This window comes from Dongia sp. (genome assembly GCF_041905885.1).
Lineage (GTDB): Bacteria > Pseudomonadota > Alphaproteobacteria > Dongiales > Dongiaceae > Dongia.
Window position 1 is genome coordinate 202,079 of record NZ_JAYRKD010000003.1, and the last position, 18,859, is coordinate 220,937.

Here is an 18,859-nt window from a genome sequence, read left to right on the forward strand (position 1 = left end):
AGGTAAACGCCCTAATCCCGTCAAGTTTGATTCGCCCCCCGCTAAGTCTTTGGCGGGGCGGATAAAAAGCCTCGAAAACGACGGGCGGAGAAGGGTTAAGACGCGGCCTTGAGCCGGGTGGCTTCCTGGAGGTCGACCGAGACCAATTGCGAGACTCCGCGCTCGGCCATGGTGACGCCGAACAGGCGGTCCATCCGGGCCATGGTCAGGCGGTGGTGGGTGATGACCAGGAAGCGGGTCCCGGTCTGCCGGGCGAGCTCGTCCACCAGGTCGCAGAAGCGCTCGACGTTGGCGTCGTCCAGCGGGGCATCGACCTCGTCCAGCACGCAGATCGGCGCCGGGTTGACCAGGAACACCGCGAACAGCAGGGCCAAGGCGGTCAGCGCCTGCTCGCCGCCCGAGAGCAGCGACATGACCTGCAGCTTCTTGCCCGGGGGCGAGGCCATGATCTCCAGCCCGGCTTCCAGCGGATCCTCAGATTCGGTGAGGCGCAGGAAGGCCTTGCCGCCGCCGAACAGGCGGGTGAACAGCTGCTCGAAATGGCCGTTCACCAGCTCGAAGGCGGCCAGGAGCCGCTCACGGCCCTCGCGGTTCAGGCTGTTGATGCCCTGGCGCAGCCGCGAGATCGCGTTGATGAGGTCGGAGCGCTCGGTCTGCATGCCGGCGAGCTGCTGGTCGAGTTCGGCGGCCTCGGCTTCGGCGCGCAGGTTCACCGGGCCGATATTCTCGCGCTCGCGCAGCAGCCGCTGCACCTTCGCCTCGGTCGAGGCGTGGTCGGGCAGCGGCTCGCCGGGATCGAGCTCGGCCAGTTCCAGGACCTGTTCCGGCGCGCATTCCAGCTTCTCGCGGATATGCGCCGCCAGGGTCTCGGCGGCCTCGGTCGCCTGCGCGACCATGGATTCCGCGCGGACGCGATTCTCGCGGGCTTCGGCCAGACGATGCTCTTCGGCCTTGAGATTCTTGTCGGCCGCGCTGAGCGCGGTTTCCGCCTCGGCCAGCGTGTCGGCCGCGAGCTTGCGCTTCTCTTCCGAGGCGGCGATCAGGTCGAACAGGCGCGCCCGCTCGCCGGCGATGCGGGCGGGCTCGGTCTCGAGGCGGGTGATCTCGGCGGCGATGCCCTCGCGGCGCTCGGCGAGTTCCTCGCCGTGGCGCTGCGCCTGGGCGGCGCGCTCGTTCCAGGACGCAACCTCCTGGTCGACCGCGGTCCGACGCCGGGCGCGGGCCTCGGCCTCGCGCTGCAGGCGGTCCGACGCGGAACGGCATTCGATCAGCCGGGCGCGGCGCTCGGCCAGGACCGGCCGCAGCTCAGCCGCGCGGTCGCGCGCGACCTGCAGATCCGGCAGGCTGGCGAGTTCTTCCTGCACTGAAGCGCTCTGCGCCGCCGCTTCTTCGGTATCGCCGGCAATGCTCTGCACCGCCTGCTCGAGGGCCGCGATCCGCGCGTTCTTGTCGATCGCGCGTTTCTCGGCCCGGTCGGCCTCGTCGCGCGCGGCCCGCGCCGCGCTGTAGGCGACCTGCAGGGCCTGGCGCGCCGCTTTCTCACGGTCGGTGAGGGCGACGGATTCTTCCTTGAACCAGGTGAGATCCGAGGCACTGCTCTCGAACACCGGCAGGCTGTCGGCCAGCTGGGCGGTCAGTTCATTGAGGCGGTTGCGCTGGCGCAAGCGCGTCGCGGCGGCGGTCGCGGCTTCGGTGGCCACGGTGTAGCCGTCCCAGCGCCACATGGCGCCCTCGCGGGTCACGATGCGCTGGCCCTGCTTCAGCTCGGCCGAGAGCGCACGGCCGGTGGCCTCGTCCGGCGCCACGCCGATCTGGTTCAGGCGGCGCAGCAAGGCCGAGGAGCCGGTGACGAAATCGGAGAGCCGCGGCAGGCCGCCCGGCAGCTCCAGCGCCGAAGGATCGCTGCCGAGGTCGCGCCAATGCACCGGCGCGCCGGCATCGGTCGAGACCTGCAGGTCTTCGCCCAGCGCCACGCCCAGGGCCTGCTCATAGCCCGGTGCGACCGAGAGCGCGTCGATCAGCGGCGGCCACATGTCGGAATCGCTGCCGGCGAAGATTGACGCCAGGGCATCGGCCTCGGCCTGCAATTTCGCACGCTCGGCGCTCAATGCCTGGTGCTGCTCGCGGCGCTCGGTTTCCTTGGCGACCGCGGCGGCGCGAGCGGCCTCGGTCTGGGTCAGGGTCGCCTGGTCGGCTTCGAGCTGCGCCTCGGCGGCGGCAAGTGCCGCGCGCGCGGTCTGGATCCCGGCGTCGTTGGCGATCTCTTCGCGCAGGCGCGCGAGCTCGCCTTCGGCATCCTCGCGGCGGCGCTGCAGCTGCTCGAGGCGATGGGTGAAATCGTTGATCCGGCGGTTCAAGGCCGAAAGCTGCGCCTCGCCCTCGGCGACGGCACCGGTGACCTGCGCCAGCTCGGCCTCGCATTCCTCGAGATCGGCATTGGCGGCGATGACGGCGCGCGCCGCTTCCTCGGCGATCGCGGCTTCATGCGCGGTGGTCTCGTCGATCTCGACGGCTTCCGCGTTCAGCCGCGCGGCGGCTTCGGCGGCATCCTGCGCCAGCTGCTGCGCCCGCGCGGTGTCGGTCGCGTTGTCCTGCAATTGCTGTTGCCGGCCGGCGAGCTCGGCGGAGACGCGCTCTTCCTCACGGGCGAGGTTGGCGTGGCTGATGGTGAGATGCTGCAACTCGGCCGAAGCCTCGGCCTCGCTCTGGCGCAGGGCGGGCAGGGAGGCGGCGGCTTCCGCCTGCTGCGTCGCGGCGATCGCGGCGGCTTCGGTGAAAGCGGTGACCGCGGTTTCCGCGTTCAGCAGCGCCGCATCCGAATGTTCCTTGCGCGAGGTCGCGTCCAGCCAATGCAGATGCGACAGGGTCGCCTCGGCGCGGCGGATATGGTCCTGCAAGTTGCGATAACGGGTCGCCTGCCGGGCCTGCTTCTTCAAGGCCGCGAGCTGGCTTTCCAGGGTGACGATCACGTCATCCAGGCGCGAGAGGTTGGTCTCGGCGGCCTTCAGGCGCAGCTCGGCCTCGTGCCGGCGCGAATGCAGGCCGGTGATCCCCGCCGCCTCTTCGAGCAGCGAACGGCGGTCGATCGGCTTGGCGTTTATGATGGCGCCGATGCGGCCCTGGCTGACCAGTGCGGTCGAATGCGCCCCGGTCGAAGCGTCCGCGAACAGGATCTGCACGTCGCGGGCGCGGGCTTCCGAGCCGTTCACCTTGTAGGTCGAGCCCATGCCGCGGTCGATGCGGCGCGAGATCTCGATCTCGCTCGAGGTGTTGAACTGCGCCGGGACCTTGCGGTCGTTGTTGTCGAGCAGCAGCTGCACTTCGGCCACGTTGCGGGCCGGGCGGTTGCCGGTGCCGCCGAAGATGACGTCGTCCATCTCGCCGCCGCGCATGCGCTTGGCGGAGGTTTCGCCCATCACCCAGCGGAGCGCCTCGACCAGGTTCGACTTGCCGCAGCCGTTCGGGCCGACGATGCCGGTCATGCCGGGCTGGATCGCGAGCTCGGTGGTCTCGACGAAGGACTTGAAACCCTGAAGACGAAGCTTGGTGAAATGAACCAACGAAAGAACTCCGAACTCAGGAACCGGACGGCGCCAGCTTCGCGAACAGATCCTTGAACGCGTCGTAGGAGGTTTCGCCTTCCATCTTCACGCCGTTGACGATGAAGGTCGGCGTGGCGTTGACCTGGAATGCGTCCTCGCCGGCCTTGCGGCTGGCGACGATCTTGGCCTCGATGTCCTTGTTGGCGAGGCAGGCGTCGAAGGTCGGGCGGTCCATGCCGGCGGTTGCCGCGATCTGCGCCAGCTTCTCCACGGCCTGCTCGTTCAGCCACTGCTCCTGGGTCTGGAACAGCACGTCGACCAGCGCGGAATAACGCATCGGCCCGGCGCAATGCGCGAGCTGCGCCGCCTGCACCGCAGGCTTGTTGAGCGGGAAGTCGCGCTGGATCAGCTTCATCTTGCCGGTGTCGATGAAGTCCTTCTTCAACTGCGGCAGGACTTCCAACTGGAACCGCGCGCAATGCGGGCAGGAGAGCGACGAATACTCGATGACCGTGATCGGCGCATTGGCGTCGCCTTCGATCACATCGTCGGGCTGCGGCTGGGCGAGCGGGCTGTTGATCGGCTTCAGCTCGGCCGGCGCCAGGCCCGCGGTGGTCACGGTCGCGCCCTGGAAATGCTGCCAGGCGAGGAAACCGCCGATCCCGGCCACGACCACGACAGCTCCCGCAATCAGCACATTCCGCAAGCGACACTCCATCTGAATTTCAGAGCCGGAAGCGCCGCGACCCGAGTCGCGAGTGGCGGCAATTCTGCTCAGGATTGAGCGGCGTTTTTGGCAGGATTCAAAGGCGAGTGCAAGATGCGGGGCAGCTTGCGCCGCAGGCGATTCGTCATCTTCTGTGGATGAAATCCGCGTTATCCCGCCATGACCGAAAAAGCCGCGGAATCCCGCCGTTTACCCGTCTCATTTCTTACGGTTGTCGCGGCGGATCGCCAGCCCGAGTCGCATCAGGCTTGCCTTAATCTCGCCCTCCGGCACGGCGGCGAGCGCCGCGGTGGTTTCCTCGATCTCGGCCGCGGTGGGCGGCTTCGAGTCGCGCGGCCCGGAGCGAGATCGCGCCTTGACCGGTGTGGAACCTTGGCGGAAGCGCAGCTCGGCGACCGCGCCATAGCCGAAATGGCTGTTGATGCGGTCGAGGATCTGCGGCTTCAGGTGCTGCAGCTCCAAGGCCGCGGCGCCGCCGCATTCCACGGTCAGCACGCCACCCTTGCGCTCGCCGCGCGGAAAGGCGAGCCCGACCGGCCGGCTCATCCGCGCCACGTCGTTGCCGACGATCGAAGCCCATTCGGTGATCAGCCCGGCCTCGGCAAAACCACGCCCGCCCAGCGTGTTGCGGAACGCCGTCTTGGTCAGGGCGGAGAGCTCCGACGACAGCCGCGCGACGCCGTTGCGCCGCTGCACTTCGACTTCTTTCTTTTCGGTCTCTTTCATGCCGTCCAGTCTATCAACTGCTGGCGCTGGTGTAATGCCGGAGTGCGAACTGCCAGAAGCGGTGGCTGAGCCAGAGCCCGATGAGCGCGATCAGCGGCGCCGCGACGGCATAACGCCAGTCGAGCGTCCCGGCGGCGGCGCTGGCCGGCACCGTGGTCATGAAGGCGACCGGCACCACGACGGTGAAGAAGACCCGCAGCACGCCGGGAAAGGCGCCGACCGGGAAGCGCGCCGTCTCGAACACCGCGAAGAAGATCTGCGAGATATTCTCGATCTTCACCAGCCAGAAGGCCAGCGTGTGCAGGAGCGCCCAGATCGCATAGACGATCAGCATGGCGCAGATCAGGAACAGGATCAGCGCCAGCACATTGGCGAGGGTGAGCGAGCCCATCGCCGCCATCGCATAAGCGATGACTCCGCTTGCCAGCAGATAGCCCGGGTGATGCCGCCATAGCCATCCAGCTTCTCCCGCGCGACCGGTGCGGAGAAGTTGAGCTTCACCGCCTTGTCCAGCGCCATGCGTTCCAGGATTGCCGCGAAGTCACCGTCGAAGATCAGCTTTCCGCGGTCGATCACGATCACCCTTTTGCAGAGCGCGGTCACGTCGGCCATGTAATGCGAGGTCAGCAGAATGGTGGCGCCGGTGCGCTGGTTGTAGTCGGCGATGAAGTCGCGTAGCACCTGCTGCATGTTGACGTCCAAGCCGATCGTCGGCTCGTCGAGGAACAGCACCTGCGGCCGGTGGATGAGCGCCGCCGCCAGCTCGCATTTCATCCGCTCGCCCAGGGAGAGCTTGCGCGCCTGCCGCGTCACCAGCGTCGCCAGGCCCAGCATCTCGGTCAGCTCGCCGATGCGCTCCCGGTAATCGGCATCGGCGATGCCGTAGATCTCCTTGTTGAGCAGGAAGGTGTCGGAGGGCGGCAGGTCCCAGATCAGCTGCTGCTTCTGCCCGAGCACCATGGAAATCGTGCCGAGGAAATCGCGCTGCCGGTCCTGCGGCCGGAAACCCGCGACCGAGAGCGTTCCTGCGGTCGGGTGCAAGAGGCCCGCCAGCATCTTCAAGGTGGTGGTCTTGCCGGCGCCGTTCGGGCCCAGGAAGCCGACGATCTCGCCCTTGGGGATCGCAAAGCCGATGCCGTCCACCGCCTTCACGGTCTCGCGCTCGCGCTTGAAGAAGGTGCGCAGGCTCTTCCGGAACCCGCCCTCGCGTTTCGTCACCTTATAGTGTTTGACGAGGCCTTCGACTTCGATCATGCCGCCTTTGATCCTTCCGTGCGCGGCATGATAGAGAGGGCGATGCCTGCCCGCCACCGCAAGCCAGACTCAGCGTCCGACGACACCATGCCCGCACGGCTGCTCGCCTGGTACGACCGGCACCGCCGCGTGCTGCCCTGGCGCGCCAGGGCCGGCGAGGCGGCCGATCCTTATCGCGTCTGGCTCTCCGAGATCATGCTGCAGCAAACGACCGTAGCGACGGTCGGCCCCTATTTCTTGACCTTTCTTGCGCGCTGGCCGGATGTGAATGCGCTGGCCGCGGCATCGCTCGACGAGGTGCTCACCGCCTGGGCCGGCCTCGGCTACTACGCGCGGGCCCGCAACCTGCACAAATGCGCGCAGGTTGTGGCATCGCGGCATGGCGGCCGCTTTCCCGACAGCGAAGCCGGCTTGCTGGAACTCCCCGGCATCGGCGGCTACACCGCGGCGGCGATCGCGGCGATTGCCTTCGACCGCCGCGCCGTGGTGATGGACGGCAACGTGGAGCGCGTGGTCGCGCGGCTCAACCGGGTGAAGAACGCGCTGCCCGCCGCCAAGCCCGAGTTCCGCGCGCTCACCGATGCGCTGACGCCCGATCAACGCCCGGGCGACTTCGCCCAGGCGATGATGGATCTCGGCGCCACCATCTGCACACCAAGGAAGCCGCGCTGCGGCCTCTGCCCCTGGCGCGACGACTGCGCCGCCTTCAAGGCCGGCGATGCCGAAGACTACCCGCGCAAGACCCCGAAGGCGGAACGCCCGATCCTGCACGCCACCGCCTATTGGATGACTCTCCCCGACGGCAGCGTGCTGCTCCGCCGTCGTGCGGAGGAGGGGCTGCTCGGCGGCATGATGGAGATCCCCACCAACAGCTGGCGCGCGGCACCTTGGGATCCGGACGAAGCCCGCGCCGCCGCGCCCTTCGACGCGCAGTGGCGCGACCTGCCGGGCAACATCCGCCATGTCTTCACCCATATCGATCTCCGGCTCACGCTCCTGGGCGGAAGGTTGGAGAAAGTCCCCGCCGGCCTGGTCGCCGCGCCGCTCGACAAGCTCGGCGACTACGCGCTGCCCAGCGTCATGCGCAAGATCGTCAACGCGGTGGTGAAGGGCGGCTGAGCTCTCGACGCGGGTGCGCGCGCTCAAACCTGGATGTCGAGGACCTGCCCGGTCGACCGTGCCGTGGTCCTGGCGGTTGCGGCTTCGGTGCCGGACAGGCTGCCGCCGAACTGGATGAAGCTCTTCGGGTTGCTCGGGTCGGTGTCGGCATAGATGCCGTAGGGGCCCGATCTCGGGTGCGCCGGGTCGATATGCTTCTTCGCATTGTCGACGTCGGTGCAGTTGCGACAGGTGAAACCGTTCACCTGAACGGGCTGCGGATAGTTGGCGCTCCCGATCGACATGTCGATGCCCCTGCTCTCTCAGGGGCGGTACGCAGCGGCAAGGGCAGAGGTTACAGCAAATATTTGTTCGGTCTCGGCGATATCGAAACCAGATGTTAACCGATGCATCGAGCGCGAATGCCGCTCGACAGCTTCGGGATGACAGACCATGCTTGCCGGATGTCAAGCTGGGACAGCTCCAAGGGCAGCATCGAAGCGCTCCACCGCTATTGGAGCAGCTGCGCCGGCGGTCTCGCGCCGCAGCGCAGCGACATCGACCCCGCTGACATCAAGCCGCTGCTCCCCTTTCTCTACATCGTCGCCTATGAGCGCGATCCGTTTCGGGTGCGCTACATCCTGACCGGCACCGAGGTCGACCGCTGGAACGGCTTCAACCTCACCGGTCGCTATGTCGACGAGTTCCTCGGCAACGATACCAACAATGCCAACCGCATCCTGCTCGATGCCTATACCCGGGTCTTCGAAACCGCGGCGCCGGTTTTCTGCACCTACAGCTGGCCGACCCGCGCCGGCTACACGCTCGAGGTGCGGGTGGGCATGTTCCCCTTGCGCGTCGGCGAGCAAGTCCAGCAATGCCTCGCGATCGAGGATTATTCCGGCTTCACCCGGGCGATGGCCGACGACAGCATCCCCTTCGAGGACGTGGCGGCGCGACGCCCGGACGCCTCCGAGAGCTAATCCGCGCCGCGTCAGCGCGGCGGCACGATCGTCCTGCCCGCCGGATTGGCGGGGGCGACCGGCTGGTCCGGCGATTCCGTCGGCTCGGCGGCGGCTTGGTCCTTGGTCTTGGGCGCCTCGCTCTCGACAGCCTTCGCCACGGGCGGCGGCGGTGCGTGCTCGTAGATCACCTTGGCGGCGGTGCGCGGCGGCATCGCGGCCATCACGCCAGGGAACAGCATGCCTTCCTCGTCGAAGGCGCGTTTGAGGCGCAGGTTGAAGGCGCGCATCACGTCCCACTGGCTCATGGCGCGGGTCTTGATGCGGGCCTTGATGATGTAGCCGTTGTCGCCCAGGGTATCGAGGCCGATGATCTCGGTCGTGCCCAGCAGGCCGTAGCGGAACTGCGGCTCCTTCTCGATCTCGCCGCCGACCTGCTTCAGCATCGCGATCACCTTGTCGGGATCCTCGCGGTAATCGACCTTGATGTCGAAGGTGGCGTAGGAGAAGTCCTTGGTCATGTTCTGCACGATGGTGACCGCGCCGAACGGCACCGTGTGCACCGCGCCGGCGCCGTCGCGCAGGCGGATGGTGCGGATGGTCATGCCCTCGACCACGCCGGCATGGCCGCCGAGATCGACCACGTCGCCGACCGCAATCGTGTCCTCCAAGAGGATGAAGACGCCGGTGATGATGTCCTTGACCAGGGTCTGCGCGCCGAAGCCGACCGCAAGGCCGACCACGCCGGCGGCGGCCAGCAGCGGCGCGATGTCGAGCCCGATCTCGGACAGGACCACCATCAGCACCAGGACGCCCAAGGTGATGCGGAAGGCGTTGCGGAGCAGCGGCAGCAGGGTGCGCATCCGGCCGCTGTGATAGATGCGGCGGCCCTGCGCGTCGGTGTCGCGCAGGTAATGCTCGATCGCCATATTGACCAGCTCGGAGAGCAGGCCGGCCAGCAGGATGATGATCACGATCTTGAAAGCCGCCGCCATCGCCGGCCGCCCCGATCCGGTCGACAGCCAGCCGATCATGTCGAGACCCCAGACCTGCAGCAGCGCGAAGGCGCCGACCACGTAGAGCGCCACCAGCACGGTCTTCTTCAGCACTGGGAGATACCGGTTGGCGCGGACCTCGAGGCCGGGCAGCAGGCGCTTCACGTCCTCGGGCAAGGCGAAGCTGCGGTCGAACACCTGGCGCAGAGCCCGGTCGGCCAGCCGCACCACCACGAAGAGGATGGCGGTCAGCACCGTGGCGCGCAGCAGGAAGGCGAAGCCGCCCGCGATCTGGAAGCTCCAGACCAGGTAGTTGGCGACGATGTAGGCGATCGCCAGGATATGCCAGAACTTCGCCAGCTGGCGGCGGAACAGCTTGAAGCGCTGGGTCGTGCCGCTCGCCTGTTCCGCGTCCGGCAGGGGCGTCGCCATTGGCTCGTCGGTCGGCGCCGGGTTCACAGGGTCAGTGAGCGGGCCGCCGGCGATGCGCCGTGCGACCGCGGCGCGGTTCTGCAGCACCACGATCAGCGACATCGCCGCCAGCAGCAGTCCCCAGAGCCTGGCGATCACCTCGCGCAGGGCCGGATCGACGCCGATCACCTCGGCCAGCTGGGTGATCGCATAGCCGTAGAAGGCGACGACCGAGAGCCGACGCACCCAGACTTGGGCATAGACGGCAGACTCGTCGCTCATGCGGAACAAGCGCAGGCCCGGCGCGCGGGCCGCCAGCAGGCTCGAGCTGATGACCGCGGTCAGCATGGTCGCCAGCTGGGCGATGACGATGGCGGAGATGATCCGGGTCGCATCCGGATTGGGCTGGAACACCGGTGCCGCGACCGAGCTCGCGACGGCGAAGGCGAGGGTGGGCAGCACCTCGAGCAGGAAGATCAGCGGCAGGAACAAGAGCCTGGTCAGCCAGCGCTCCGGATGCTGACGGGCCAAACGACCATGCACGCCGATCAGCAGCCGCCGCGCCCCCCAGGCGGCGATGAAGGCGGTCGCCAGCACGCCGACCAGGTCGATGACGACGTCCATCCAATAGGCGCGGCGTTGCGGGTCCGCCAGCAGGTAGGCCGCCTCACGCGCTCGCTGCGGCATGTCGGCGATCGCCTCGACCAGGTTGACCAGCGTGTTGCTGACTGACTCGACCTGGTGCGAGATCGTGGCCAGCAGCCTCGCGCCGAGCCCGCGTTCCTCGACAACCTGTCCTTCGTCCTGGCTGCCGCGCTGCGCCTGGAGCATGAGTTGGAGCTGCTTCTTCAGCACGTCGCGCGCCTTCGGGTCGTCGAGGGTCTTGATCAGGTTCTCGAGATCGGCCGTCGTCTGCTTCGACGCCACGGGGGGCGTGACGCCGGGGATGGTCTGCGCCGCGGCTTGCAAAACCGGGAGCAGCCAGCAGAGCCCGACCAGCACCAGGGCTGCGAGGATGCGGCCAAGCCGCGGAGCTTTCAAAGAGTGAGAGGCCGCCATGCGAAACAGAACAGTTGTCGGGAGCGAGGCGGCGCCGGGTCCGAGCGCCGATTCTCAGAAGCCTCGATGCTACTGAACCCATCGGGGACCGGCAACGCCGGGTTCGCGTGGATAAACCGATCGTGTCCAGCCGAAGTTCCGGCGGGCCTCCGCGTCCAAGAGATTTCAAAGGCTTAATGCGCATCAGCCCAGCCGGCTTGACGAAGCATCGGCGCGCTGAAAGGGTGGTGCCGGGGACCAGTCGGGGTTGCAGTGCAGACGATTCAGCAGTTGCAGGCGCGCGCCTTGCGGCGCGCCGATCAGGTCGATGAGCTGGATCGCCTACTTTTCGCCGCGAAGGGAAAGCGGCGGTCTGAGGAATTGCGCGAAGGCGGCGCCGGCCTCTGGGGCAAGCTCTTGCCGGATCGGGCAGCTGCAAAGGTCAAAATGCTTGAACGGGAGCACACCCGCGCCCGCGCCGCTCTCAGGATTGCCGTCGATCAACTGCACTTGGCACATTGCGAGCAGCTTCGTGCGGCACCTTGGAGCGGCGCGATGCTGGCGCCGCCCGAAGCCGAACTGCGCGACGCCAACGATGACTATCATGATTGGGATCTCGCGCTGATGTCCGGCAAGCGCGCGCTCAGTGCCCTCTACAAGATTGATGCGGTTGCTGACACCGACAGCCCGGCGCTCATCATTGTTGAGGTGATCTTCGGTGCCGTAACCGACCTTCCATCCGACGAGATCGCCCAAAGGGTAGGAGCCATCAACCACGCCGCCGATGCGATCCGTGGTTTCGCGAATGTGCTGCGAATACTGGCCCGGAGCCATCCGGAAGTCGCGGCGGAGGCGGACAGCGCGCCACTGGTGGCGATTGCAGATAGGCTTTCGCGCGTTCGCACTCGGATTGGTGCGATGGCTGTCTCCGGTCAGGTCGACCGGGCGAAGCGCACGATCGCTTCGATCATGACCTCGGTAGAGCGGGCTTCCGGCGTGCAGCGAGGTGGAGTTGCGGATGCGCAGGGTCGCCTGGAAGAGGTCAACCACCAGATCGCTCTCACCGCCTGGTCGAAGATCCCCGCACGGCTGCGGCCGCCCGGGCGCTGAGCTCAGTTGCAGCTGTCGTTGATCGGCAGCAGGTCCGGCGCCGGCGGTTGCGCTGCTTCGGGCAGGCCGCGGGCGGTCGCGACTTCAACGCGCTTGCGCGAGGGCGGCCGGCGGAAGCGCCAGGAATGCGACGCCCGGGTCGTCCGGCGGCGGGCGCGCTTCGCCGGCAGGGCCGGCAAGGCTTCAGGCGCAGCAGTGGTGGTCAGTGTCTCTTTGGTGGGCTTCGGCACAGTCATCCCCCTCAGTGCCAAATGATCTACGAACTCAGTGCAATTCGGCGCGCAGCAGCTGGCGGTAATGGTCGATCGGCACCAGCACGCCGTCCTTCGGCACACACCAGAACTGCCAGCCGTTGCAGGCGGGCGCGCCCTGGACCGCGGCGCCGACCTGGTGGATCGAGCCCTTATGCTCGGCCGAGATCAGCGTGCCGTCGGCGCGGACCTTGGCGCTCCAGCGGCGGTTGAAGCTTTCCAGCACCGCGCCTGGCTGCAGCAGCCCGCGCTCGACCAGCCAGCCGAACGGGATCCGCGGTTCCTCGCGCTTGGCCTGGATGGTCACCATGTCGGTCTCGGCCGGCACGACCTTGGCGATGCGGGCGAGGGCGAGCTTGATGTAGCCCTTGTCGCGCTCCAGGCCGATCCAGTGACGGCCCAGCCGCTTGGCCACCGCACCCGTGGTGCCGCTGCCGAAGAAGGGGTCAAGGACGACGTCCCCTGGCTTGGTGGCCGCCACGATCACCCGATGCAGCAAGGCCTCGGGTTTTTGCGTGGGGTGGCCCTTTTTGCCATCGTCGCCCTTGATTCGTTCGGATCCCGAGCAGATCGGGATCAGCCAGTCGGACCGCATCTGCAGGTCGTCGTTCAGGGTCTTCATCGCCTCGTAATTGAAGGTGTTCTGGCTGTCCTTCGATTTGGAGCACCAGAGCATCGTCTCGTGGGCGTTGGTAAACCTGCGGCCGCGGAAATTCGGCATCGGGTTGGTCTTGCGCCAGATCACGTCATTCAAGACCCAGAAGCCGAGGTCCTGGAGCTTGGAACCGACCCGGAAGATGTTGTGATAGGAGCCGATCACCCAGATCGTGCCGTCGTCCTTCAGGACCCGGCGGGCGGCCGAGAGCCATTCATGGGTGAAGCGGTCATAAGTGCCGAGGTCGTCGAACTTGTCCCAGGCGTCATCGACGGCATCGACCTTGGAATTGTTCGGCCGGTGCAGGTCGCCCTGGAGCTGCAGGTTGTAGGGCGGGTCGGCGAAGATCATGTCCACGGACCCGGCCGGGAGCGCGTTCATCGCCGCCACGCAATCGCCCTCGATGATCGTGTCGAGCCGGATCTTCTCCGAGGATTTGGCCTGGGCGGCCGCGCCGTTCTTCTTCGTCATGCGCCCGATGGTGATTCGAGCGACTCGGCAAGTCAATAAAAAAATGCTTTAGAGTCAGTCTAGTGGAAGCTGAAGCTCATAAACCGGGCGAAACGATCGGCGGTGATGGGGGGTGGCGCCATGCTCTTTCAGGGCCGTCAGGTGGTCGCGGGTCGAGTAGCCGACATTCGTCTCCCACCCATATACGGGGTGAGCGACGGCGAGCTCCCGCATGATCTTGTCCCGCTCGACCTTGGCGATGATCGAGGCCGCGGCGATCGAAAGCGAGATGCCGTCGCCACCGATGATGCAGGTGATCGGGCAGGGGAGATTGGGCGGCTGGTTGCCGTCGACCAGGGCGTAGCCGGGTCGACTCGGCAGGCCTTCATAGGCCCGGAGCATCGCCAGATGCGAAGCGCGCAGGATATTGATCCTGTCGATCTCCTCGACATCGGCCATGCCGACCCCGAAGGCGACGGTCTCGCGCAGGATCAGGGCGACCTCTTCCCGTTCCTCGCGGTCGATCTGCTTTGAGTCCTTCAGCCGCCGGGTGATCTTGCGCGGCATGTCCACCGGCAGGCAGACCGCGCAGGCCACCACCGGGCCGGCCAGGGGGCCGCGGCCGACCTCATCGACGCCGCAGACCATGACGCCGTTCTTGATCCCCGCTTCGATCTCGTGCTTCCAGTTCGGCACGGATTCCGTCCCCCAGTCCTGCGCTACTTCTTCGGCAGCGCGTCGTAGTAGTCGAGCACAGGCTTCAGTTCCTCTACCTTGGCTTCCGCCAGCTCGGCGAGGTCCTCGTCCTTGATCTTCTGGTCCTTCTGGGCCTTGCGGAAGACGTCGAACAGCTGGAGCGCGACCTTGCGCTCCTTGCTGGCCTTGGCGCGGCTCGGGATGTCCGGAAACAGGCTGTTGTCCGCGGTCGCGGCAATGATATTGGCCAGCGACCAGCCGTTGAAGCCGAGGCCGACGATGTAGCTCTGCTTCTGGGCTTTGTCGCCCTTGTAGGCCTTTTCCAGCTTGTTGAGGCAGCTGATGAAGGCCTTGGCATCCAGGGTCTCGGCATAAGGTTGGTTGCAGGCCTCTTCGTCCTTGAAGCCCTGGGCCAGCGCCACGGGATCGCCCGCCACGGCCTCGGCCGAAACCGCAACGAGGAATAGGGCGCCGAGCGCCATGCTGGTACGGATCCACATGAGCGCGATCCTGGCGGGCGCCCGGAGTCGTGTCAAACGGCGGGAGGGATTACTCCGAAAGAGCGAAAAGGTCGCCTTGCGGAGAGTCGGCGCGCGGGACCCTGAACTGGCTGCAATCGACGTTGAAGCGGTAGCGCGGCTCCAGCATGAACCGCTTGGCCGCAGCCTGGACCCTTTGCCGGATCAGGTCGGCGTAAGGCCCCGAGCCGGTCATGCGTTCGCCGAACTCGGCGTTGTAGGTCCGGCCGCCATGGATGTCCTGGACCAGGTCCATCACATGCTTGGTCTTCAAGGGCGCATGCGCCTCCAGCCATTCGATGAACAGGTCTTTGATCTCGAGCGGCAGGCGGAGCAGGGTGAAGTTGGCGCTGTCGGCGCCGGCCTCGGCCGCGCGTTCGATGATGCTCTCGATCTCCATGTCGGTCAGCGCCGGGATGATCGGCGCCACCGAGACGCCGACCGGGATGCCGGCCTCGTGCAATCCGGCGATCGCCTTCAGCCGCAATTCCGGCGTCGAGGCGCGCGGCTCCATGGTCCGGGCGAGATCGCGGTCGAGGGTGGTGACCGAGATGAAGACCTTCACCAGATTGCGCTTGGCCATGTCGGCCAGGATGTCGACGTCGCGCAGCACATTGGCGGATTTGGTGGTGATGCCGGCCGGGTGGTTGAAGCGGTTCAGGACCTCCAGCACCTGGCGCGTGATCTTGTAGCGCCGCTCGATCGGCTGATAGGGATCGGTGTTGGTCCCCATCGCGATCACCTTCGGCTTGTAACCGGGCTTCCTGAGCTCGGCGTCGAGCAGCTTCGCCGCTTCCGGCTTCACATAGAGCCGGCTCTCGAAATCGAGGCCCGGCGAATGGCCCAGATAGGCGTGGGTCGGCCGGGCGAAGCAATAGATGCAGCCATGCTCGCAGCCGCGATAGGCGTTGATCGACTGGTCGAAGGCGATGTCCGGCGACTGGTTGCGGGCGATGATCGACTTGGTCTTGTCGACCGCGACCGTGGTGCGGAGCTTCGGCAGGTCTTCCTCGTCCTGCCAGTCCCAGCCGTCGCTCTCGCGCGGCCGGTCCCCCGGCTCGTAGCGGCCGGGCCGGTTGCTGACCGCGCCGCGACCTTTCTGCGGCAGGTCGGGGATCTCCTCGGGTTCGGGCGCGGCGACGGGCCTGGTCTTGGGTGCTTGTGACATAGAACAAATATAGAACACAATGCGCCAGCCGGATCAAGCCTCAGCGCAAGTGCCGTCACTGGGGCGGGTGGATCCGGTAGAGCGTGAAGATCCGGCCCCGGGCGACTTCGGTCAGCAGGGCGGGCACGGGGTTCGTCGCGGTGTCGAAGTCGAACACGACCAGATAGTGGAAATCCTCCGGCCAATGGGCCCAGTCGACCACGCTCAAGTAGGAGTCATTCAGGCGATTGCTCTCGGCCAGGTCCGCGACCGCCTGCCGCGTGGTCGCGTCGGCCGGGGCGAAAGCCGGATTGCGTGGCTGCCAGATGATCGGCTCCATGGACTGGAAGGCGAAAGCCGTGGGGTCACGCCTGTCGGCGGTGAAGCGCAACGGCGTCGCGAACGTGAACAGCGAGGGCAGGAAGGCGTCGCGATCGATCACGGAGAAGGCCGCGAGATGCACCAGCGGGAAGATCGCGGGATCGCGGCGCTGCTGGTAATCGACCGGGAAGGCGGTGGCGAGCACGCGGCTGCCGCGCGCGATCTGCTGGTCCGCGGCGCGAAATTCGGCGACATCGCGTTCATAGCCCGACCAGGTGACCGAGAGCGCGACCGCGCGGGTCGCCAGCAGGAGGACCAGGCCGGCGGCCAGCAGCTGCCCGGCGCGTTGCGGGAGCCGAAGATCGGAGGAGGCGACCAGCAGGAAGGCGAGCAGGCAGGGAATGCGCAGGTTGGCGCCCCAGACACTTGCCATCGAGACGGGCATCACCAGAGCGAGGAGGAAGAGGATCGCGAGCGGCACCAGCATCCGCCGATCGAAGCTGAGCGCCTGGCGCCGATAGAGCAGCCAGAGCACCAGCGCGACCGCATAGGTGACGACCAGGTCGGCCCAGTCGAGATACATGATGGTCGGCGATACGAAGCCGCGTGCGAGATCGGCGATGCCGCCGAATTGCAGGATCGTGCGCACCGAGGTGTCGATGGAAAGCGCGGCGAGGACGATGGCCGGAACGAAACTCGCGGCCCCGGAGGCGAGCCGGAGGATACGCCGGCGGAGCGGCGCGCCGCTGCGTGCGGCAAGCCCGATCTCGTAGCCGCCGACCAGCACGGCATAGCAGGCGAAGGCGAAGAGATGGCAGAGCAGCAGGAGGACGGTCGCGATCGCAAACAGGAGCATACGGACTGCGCCGGCTTTGTCCGAGGTCTGGACCCAGGCCGCGAACAGCAGCAAGGCCAGGCCGGCCGCGGAGAGAAAGGCGACGAAGCCCCAGGCCAGCAGGAAGTTGAACAGGAACAAAGCCGAGACCGCGGGCCAGAGCCCGACCTGGCCATAGAGCGCCCGGTGCAAAGCCGCGGTGCCCGCCAGCAGGAGCAGCATGGTCGCCGCCACGAAGACCTTGGCGGCGGCGGCGAGGCCGACGACCCTGGCCAGCGCCGGCAGGATGAAGTCGGTCGACTGGAAGGAGAGCAGCCGCCATTCGACGGCATAGTATTTCTGCAGGTCCGGGCTGGAAGAAAGCCGGTCGATGATATGCGCGCGGGCCAGATGGTTCGGCAGATCGGCGAGCGGCGGCACGCCGCTGAGCAGCACCGGCAGCAGTGCTCCGGCCAGCACCAGCGCATAGATCGCAAGCAGCGTGGGCGGCCGGACCGGGATCACCATCACGGCGCCGGGGCGTGGATGCGGTAGATGGAGAAGAAGCTGCCGCGCTTGAGCTCGGTCAGCAAGGCCGGCACGGGATTCACGGGATGCCCGTAGTCGAAGGCGACCAGAAAGTCGAAGCGCTCCGGCCAGTCGGTCCAGTCGACGGTGCTGGTGGCGAGCTCGAATTGCTGGATCGCCTGGGTGACCACCCGGGCCTGCAATTGCGAGCGGACGTCCGCGGCGAAGGCGGGATCGCTGGGATGCCATTTGGGATCCCGGATCACCGCCAGCTGATCGGTGGTCCAGCGGTCACCCGGGCTGATGAAACGAAGCGGGGTGGCGGCGCTGAACAGCTGCGGCAGGAAGACATCGCGATCGATCACCGCGAAGGCGCCGAGATGGCGGTAGGGATAGAGGCTCGGCGCCGGCGGGTTGCGGTCATCGCGGATCGACTGCACCACCGCGACCTTGCTGCCGCGGTCGATGACCGTCAGCGCGGCGCGCAGCTCGGTGATGTCGTCATCCAGCCGCCGCCAATCCGCGGTCACGGTGCCGACCCGGACCAGCAGCAGCGCGACGACCGCAGCCACGAAGATCGCGGCCGGCGCGCGCTTCTTGGAGGGCAGGTCGGTCGCGGCGATCAGCAGCAGCAGGAAGACCGTCGGCAGCCGGAAGTCGGAGCCCCAGACGCTCATCAGCTGGTTCGGCATCAGCAGCGCCGCGCCGCCGACCGCGATCAGCGGTCCGCGCAAGGCCGGGGCGACCGGAAACAGCCGTTTCCAGATTCCGATCGCCGCCAGCAGCAAGGCCAGGAATTCCAGCAGCAGGTCCTGCCAGCCGAAATACAGGTTGAACGGCGCGAGGATGGCGCGGACCTTGTCGGCGCCGTCGCCGTAGTAGTTGAGCATCGGGATGGTGGCGCGCGGCGCCAGCAGGAACAGCGCCGCAGGCATGACGAAGACCGCGCCGGAGAGAAGCATCCGGCGCACCAGATGATGGCGATCGTGCCGCCAGCGCCAGAGCTCGAAGGCGAGCACGGTCAGGGCGAAGACGGCGAGCGCGAGGAAGTGAAAGAAGAACAGCAGCACCGTTGCGATCGCGAAGCCCGCCGATCGCGGCAGGCCTTCACGTGGCGCGGTGTGGATCCACCCGGCGAGCAGCAATAGCGCCAGACCCGTGGAGAAGAGATAGCTGAGCAGGCCCCAGCCGAACATGAAGTTGTAGATCAGCAGAAAGGCCAAGGCCGGCCAGACCCCGACCCGGCCGAACAGCACCTTGTGCAGGGCGAGGACGCCGCCCAGCAAGGCCGCGAAGGTGGCGAGGATGAAGATCCGGGCGGCGGCTTCGATGCCGACCCATTCGACCAGCGCCGGCAGGATCAGGTCGCTGACCTGGAAGGAGAGCAGTTGCCACTCGATGGCGTAATGCGGCTGCAGCGCCGGATCGGCCGCCAGGTTGGCCATGATATGGGCGCGGGCCAGGTGATTGGGGAGGTCGGCCAGGGGCGGGAAGGCCACGGCGAAGACCGGAAAGAGTGCCGCCACCGCCAGCGCCAGATACAGGACCACCGTTTCCCAGGGACGCAACGGGCAGTCGGACGACATGCGGGTCAAAGTCCGGGTTTGGCGGTTGGT

General features: G+C 67.0%; 17 protein-coding genes. 3 read left to right on the forward strand and 14 right to left on the reverse strand.

All coding sequences use genetic code 11. The annotated features are described in order from the left end of the window. Positions 1-95 precede the first annotated feature (95 nt). From smc to ACH2CY_RS04340, 5 genes are all read right to left on the reverse strand, one after another. Entirely contained in the window at positions 96-3,560 is a 3,465-nt protein-coding gene (gene smc, locus ACH2CY_RS04320) for a chromosome segregation protein SMC (RefSeq protein ID WP_395016316.1), read from the reverse strand. Positions 3,561-3,576: 16 nt separating this feature from the next. Continuing rightward, complete coding sequence (locus ACH2CY_RS04325) at positions 3,577-4,239, reverse strand: DsbA family protein (protein WP_395016556.1); 663 nt, start codon at positions 4,237-4,239, stop codon at positions 3,577-3,579. 228 nt (positions 4,240-4,467) lie between these two features. Further along, positions 4,468-4,995: a DUF721 domain-containing protein gene (locus ACH2CY_RS04330; RefSeq protein WP_395016318.1), complete on the reverse strand. Its 528-nt coding sequence runs from the start codon at positions 4,993-4,995 to the stop codon at positions 4,468-4,470. 13 nt (positions 4,996-5,008) lie between these two features. After that, on the reverse strand, positions 5,009-5,386 hold the full coding sequence (locus ACH2CY_RS04335; protein WP_395016319.1) for an ABC-2 family transporter protein: 378 nt from the start codon (positions 5,384-5,386) through the stop codon (positions 5,009-5,011). Further along, positions 5,350-6,249, reverse strand: a complete 900-nt coding sequence (locus tag ACH2CY_RS04340) for an ATP-binding cassette domain-containing protein (RefSeq protein WP_395016321.1) — start codon at positions 6,247-6,249, stop codon at positions 5,350-5,352. The genes ACH2CY_RS04335 and ACH2CY_RS04340 overlap by 37 nt, the downstream gene beginning before the upstream one ends. Positions 6,250-6,291: 42 nt before the next feature. Here ACH2CY_RS04340 and mutY point away from each other — a divergent pair, with 42 nt between their 5' ends. Further along, positions 6,292-7,368 (forward strand): A/G-specific adenine glycosylase, encoded by a 1,077-nt coding sequence (mutY, locus tag ACH2CY_RS04345; protein ID WP_395016324.1) that lies wholly within the window; start codon positions 6,292-6,294, stop codon positions 7,366-7,368. A gap of 23 nt (positions 7,369-7,391) precedes the next feature. Here the strand turns inward: mutY and ACH2CY_RS04350 are convergent, their stop codons facing one another. Beyond that, entirely contained in the window at positions 7,392-7,652 is a 261-nt protein-coding gene (locus tag ACH2CY_RS04350) for a hypothetical protein (protein WP_395016326.1), read from the reverse strand. A gap of 159 nt (positions 7,653-7,811) precedes the next feature. Here ACH2CY_RS04350 and ACH2CY_RS04355 point away from each other — a divergent pair, with 159 nt between their 5' ends. After that, entirely contained in the window at positions 7,812-8,330 is a 519-nt protein-coding gene (locus ACH2CY_RS04355; protein WP_395016329.1) for a PAS domain-containing protein, read from the forward strand. An 11-nt stretch (positions 8,331-8,341) separates the two neighbouring features. Here ACH2CY_RS04355 and ACH2CY_RS04360 read toward each other — a convergent pair whose 3' ends face one another. Then, positions 8,342-10,756 carry a mechanosensitive ion channel domain-containing protein gene (locus ACH2CY_RS04360; RefSeq protein ID WP_395016332.1) on the reverse strand — a complete coding sequence of 805 codons (2,415 nt, stop codon included), beginning with the start codon at positions 10,754-10,756 and terminating at the stop codon, positions 8,342-8,344. Positions 10,757-11,026: 270 nt separating this feature from the next. On the opposite strand from ACH2CY_RS04360, the gene ACH2CY_RS04365 reads away from it, so the two are divergent. After that, complete coding sequence (locus tag ACH2CY_RS04365) at positions 11,027-11,863, forward strand: hypothetical protein (RefSeq protein WP_395016336.1); 837 nt, start codon at positions 11,027-11,029, stop codon at positions 11,861-11,863. A gap of 2 nt (positions 11,864-11,865) precedes the next feature. Here ACH2CY_RS04365 and ACH2CY_RS04370 read toward each other — a convergent pair whose 3' ends face one another. The 7 genes from ACH2CY_RS04370 to ACH2CY_RS04400 form a co-directional block, all read right to left on the reverse strand. Next, on the reverse strand, positions 11,866-12,093 hold the full coding sequence (locus tag ACH2CY_RS04370; protein ID WP_395016339.1) for a hypothetical protein: 228 nt from the start codon (positions 12,091-12,093) through the stop codon (positions 11,866-11,868). 34 nt (positions 12,094-12,127) lie between these two features. Further along, positions 12,128-13,240 (reverse strand): site-specific DNA-methyltransferase, encoded by a 1,113-nt coding sequence (locus tag ACH2CY_RS04375; protein WP_395016342.1) that lies wholly within the window; start codon positions 13,238-13,240, stop codon positions 12,128-12,130. 54 nt (positions 13,241-13,294) lie between these two features. Then, positions 13,295-13,867: a ribonuclease HII gene (locus ACH2CY_RS04380; protein ID WP_395016559.1), complete on the reverse strand. Its 573-nt coding sequence runs from the start codon at positions 13,865-13,867 to the stop codon at positions 13,295-13,297. 71 nt (positions 13,868-13,938) lie between these two features. Next, complete coding sequence (locus tag ACH2CY_RS04385) at positions 13,939-14,415, reverse strand: hypothetical protein (RefSeq protein WP_395016345.1); 477 nt, start codon at positions 14,413-14,415, stop codon at positions 13,939-13,941. A 49-nt stretch (positions 14,416-14,464) separates the two neighbouring features. Continuing rightward, the gene (locus ACH2CY_RS04390; protein ID WP_395016348.1) at positions 14,465-15,601 is read right to left on the reverse strand and encodes a PA0069 family radical SAM protein; all 1,137 of its coding nucleotides are present in this window, start codon (positions 15,599-15,601) and stop codon (positions 14,465-14,467) included. Between the two features lie 55 nt (positions 15,602-15,656). After that, positions 15,657-17,243, reverse strand: a complete 1,587-nt coding sequence (locus ACH2CY_RS04395) for a hypothetical protein (RefSeq protein ID WP_395016350.1) — start codon at positions 17,241-17,243, stop codon at positions 15,657-15,659. Next, positions 17,243-18,829, reverse strand: a complete 1,587-nt coding sequence (locus ACH2CY_RS04400; RefSeq protein ID WP_395016352.1) for a hypothetical protein — start codon at positions 18,827-18,829, stop codon at positions 17,243-17,245. Before ACH2CY_RS04400 ends, ACH2CY_RS04395 begins: the two co-directional genes overlap by 1 nt. Positions 18,830-18,859: the final 30 nt, after the last annotated feature.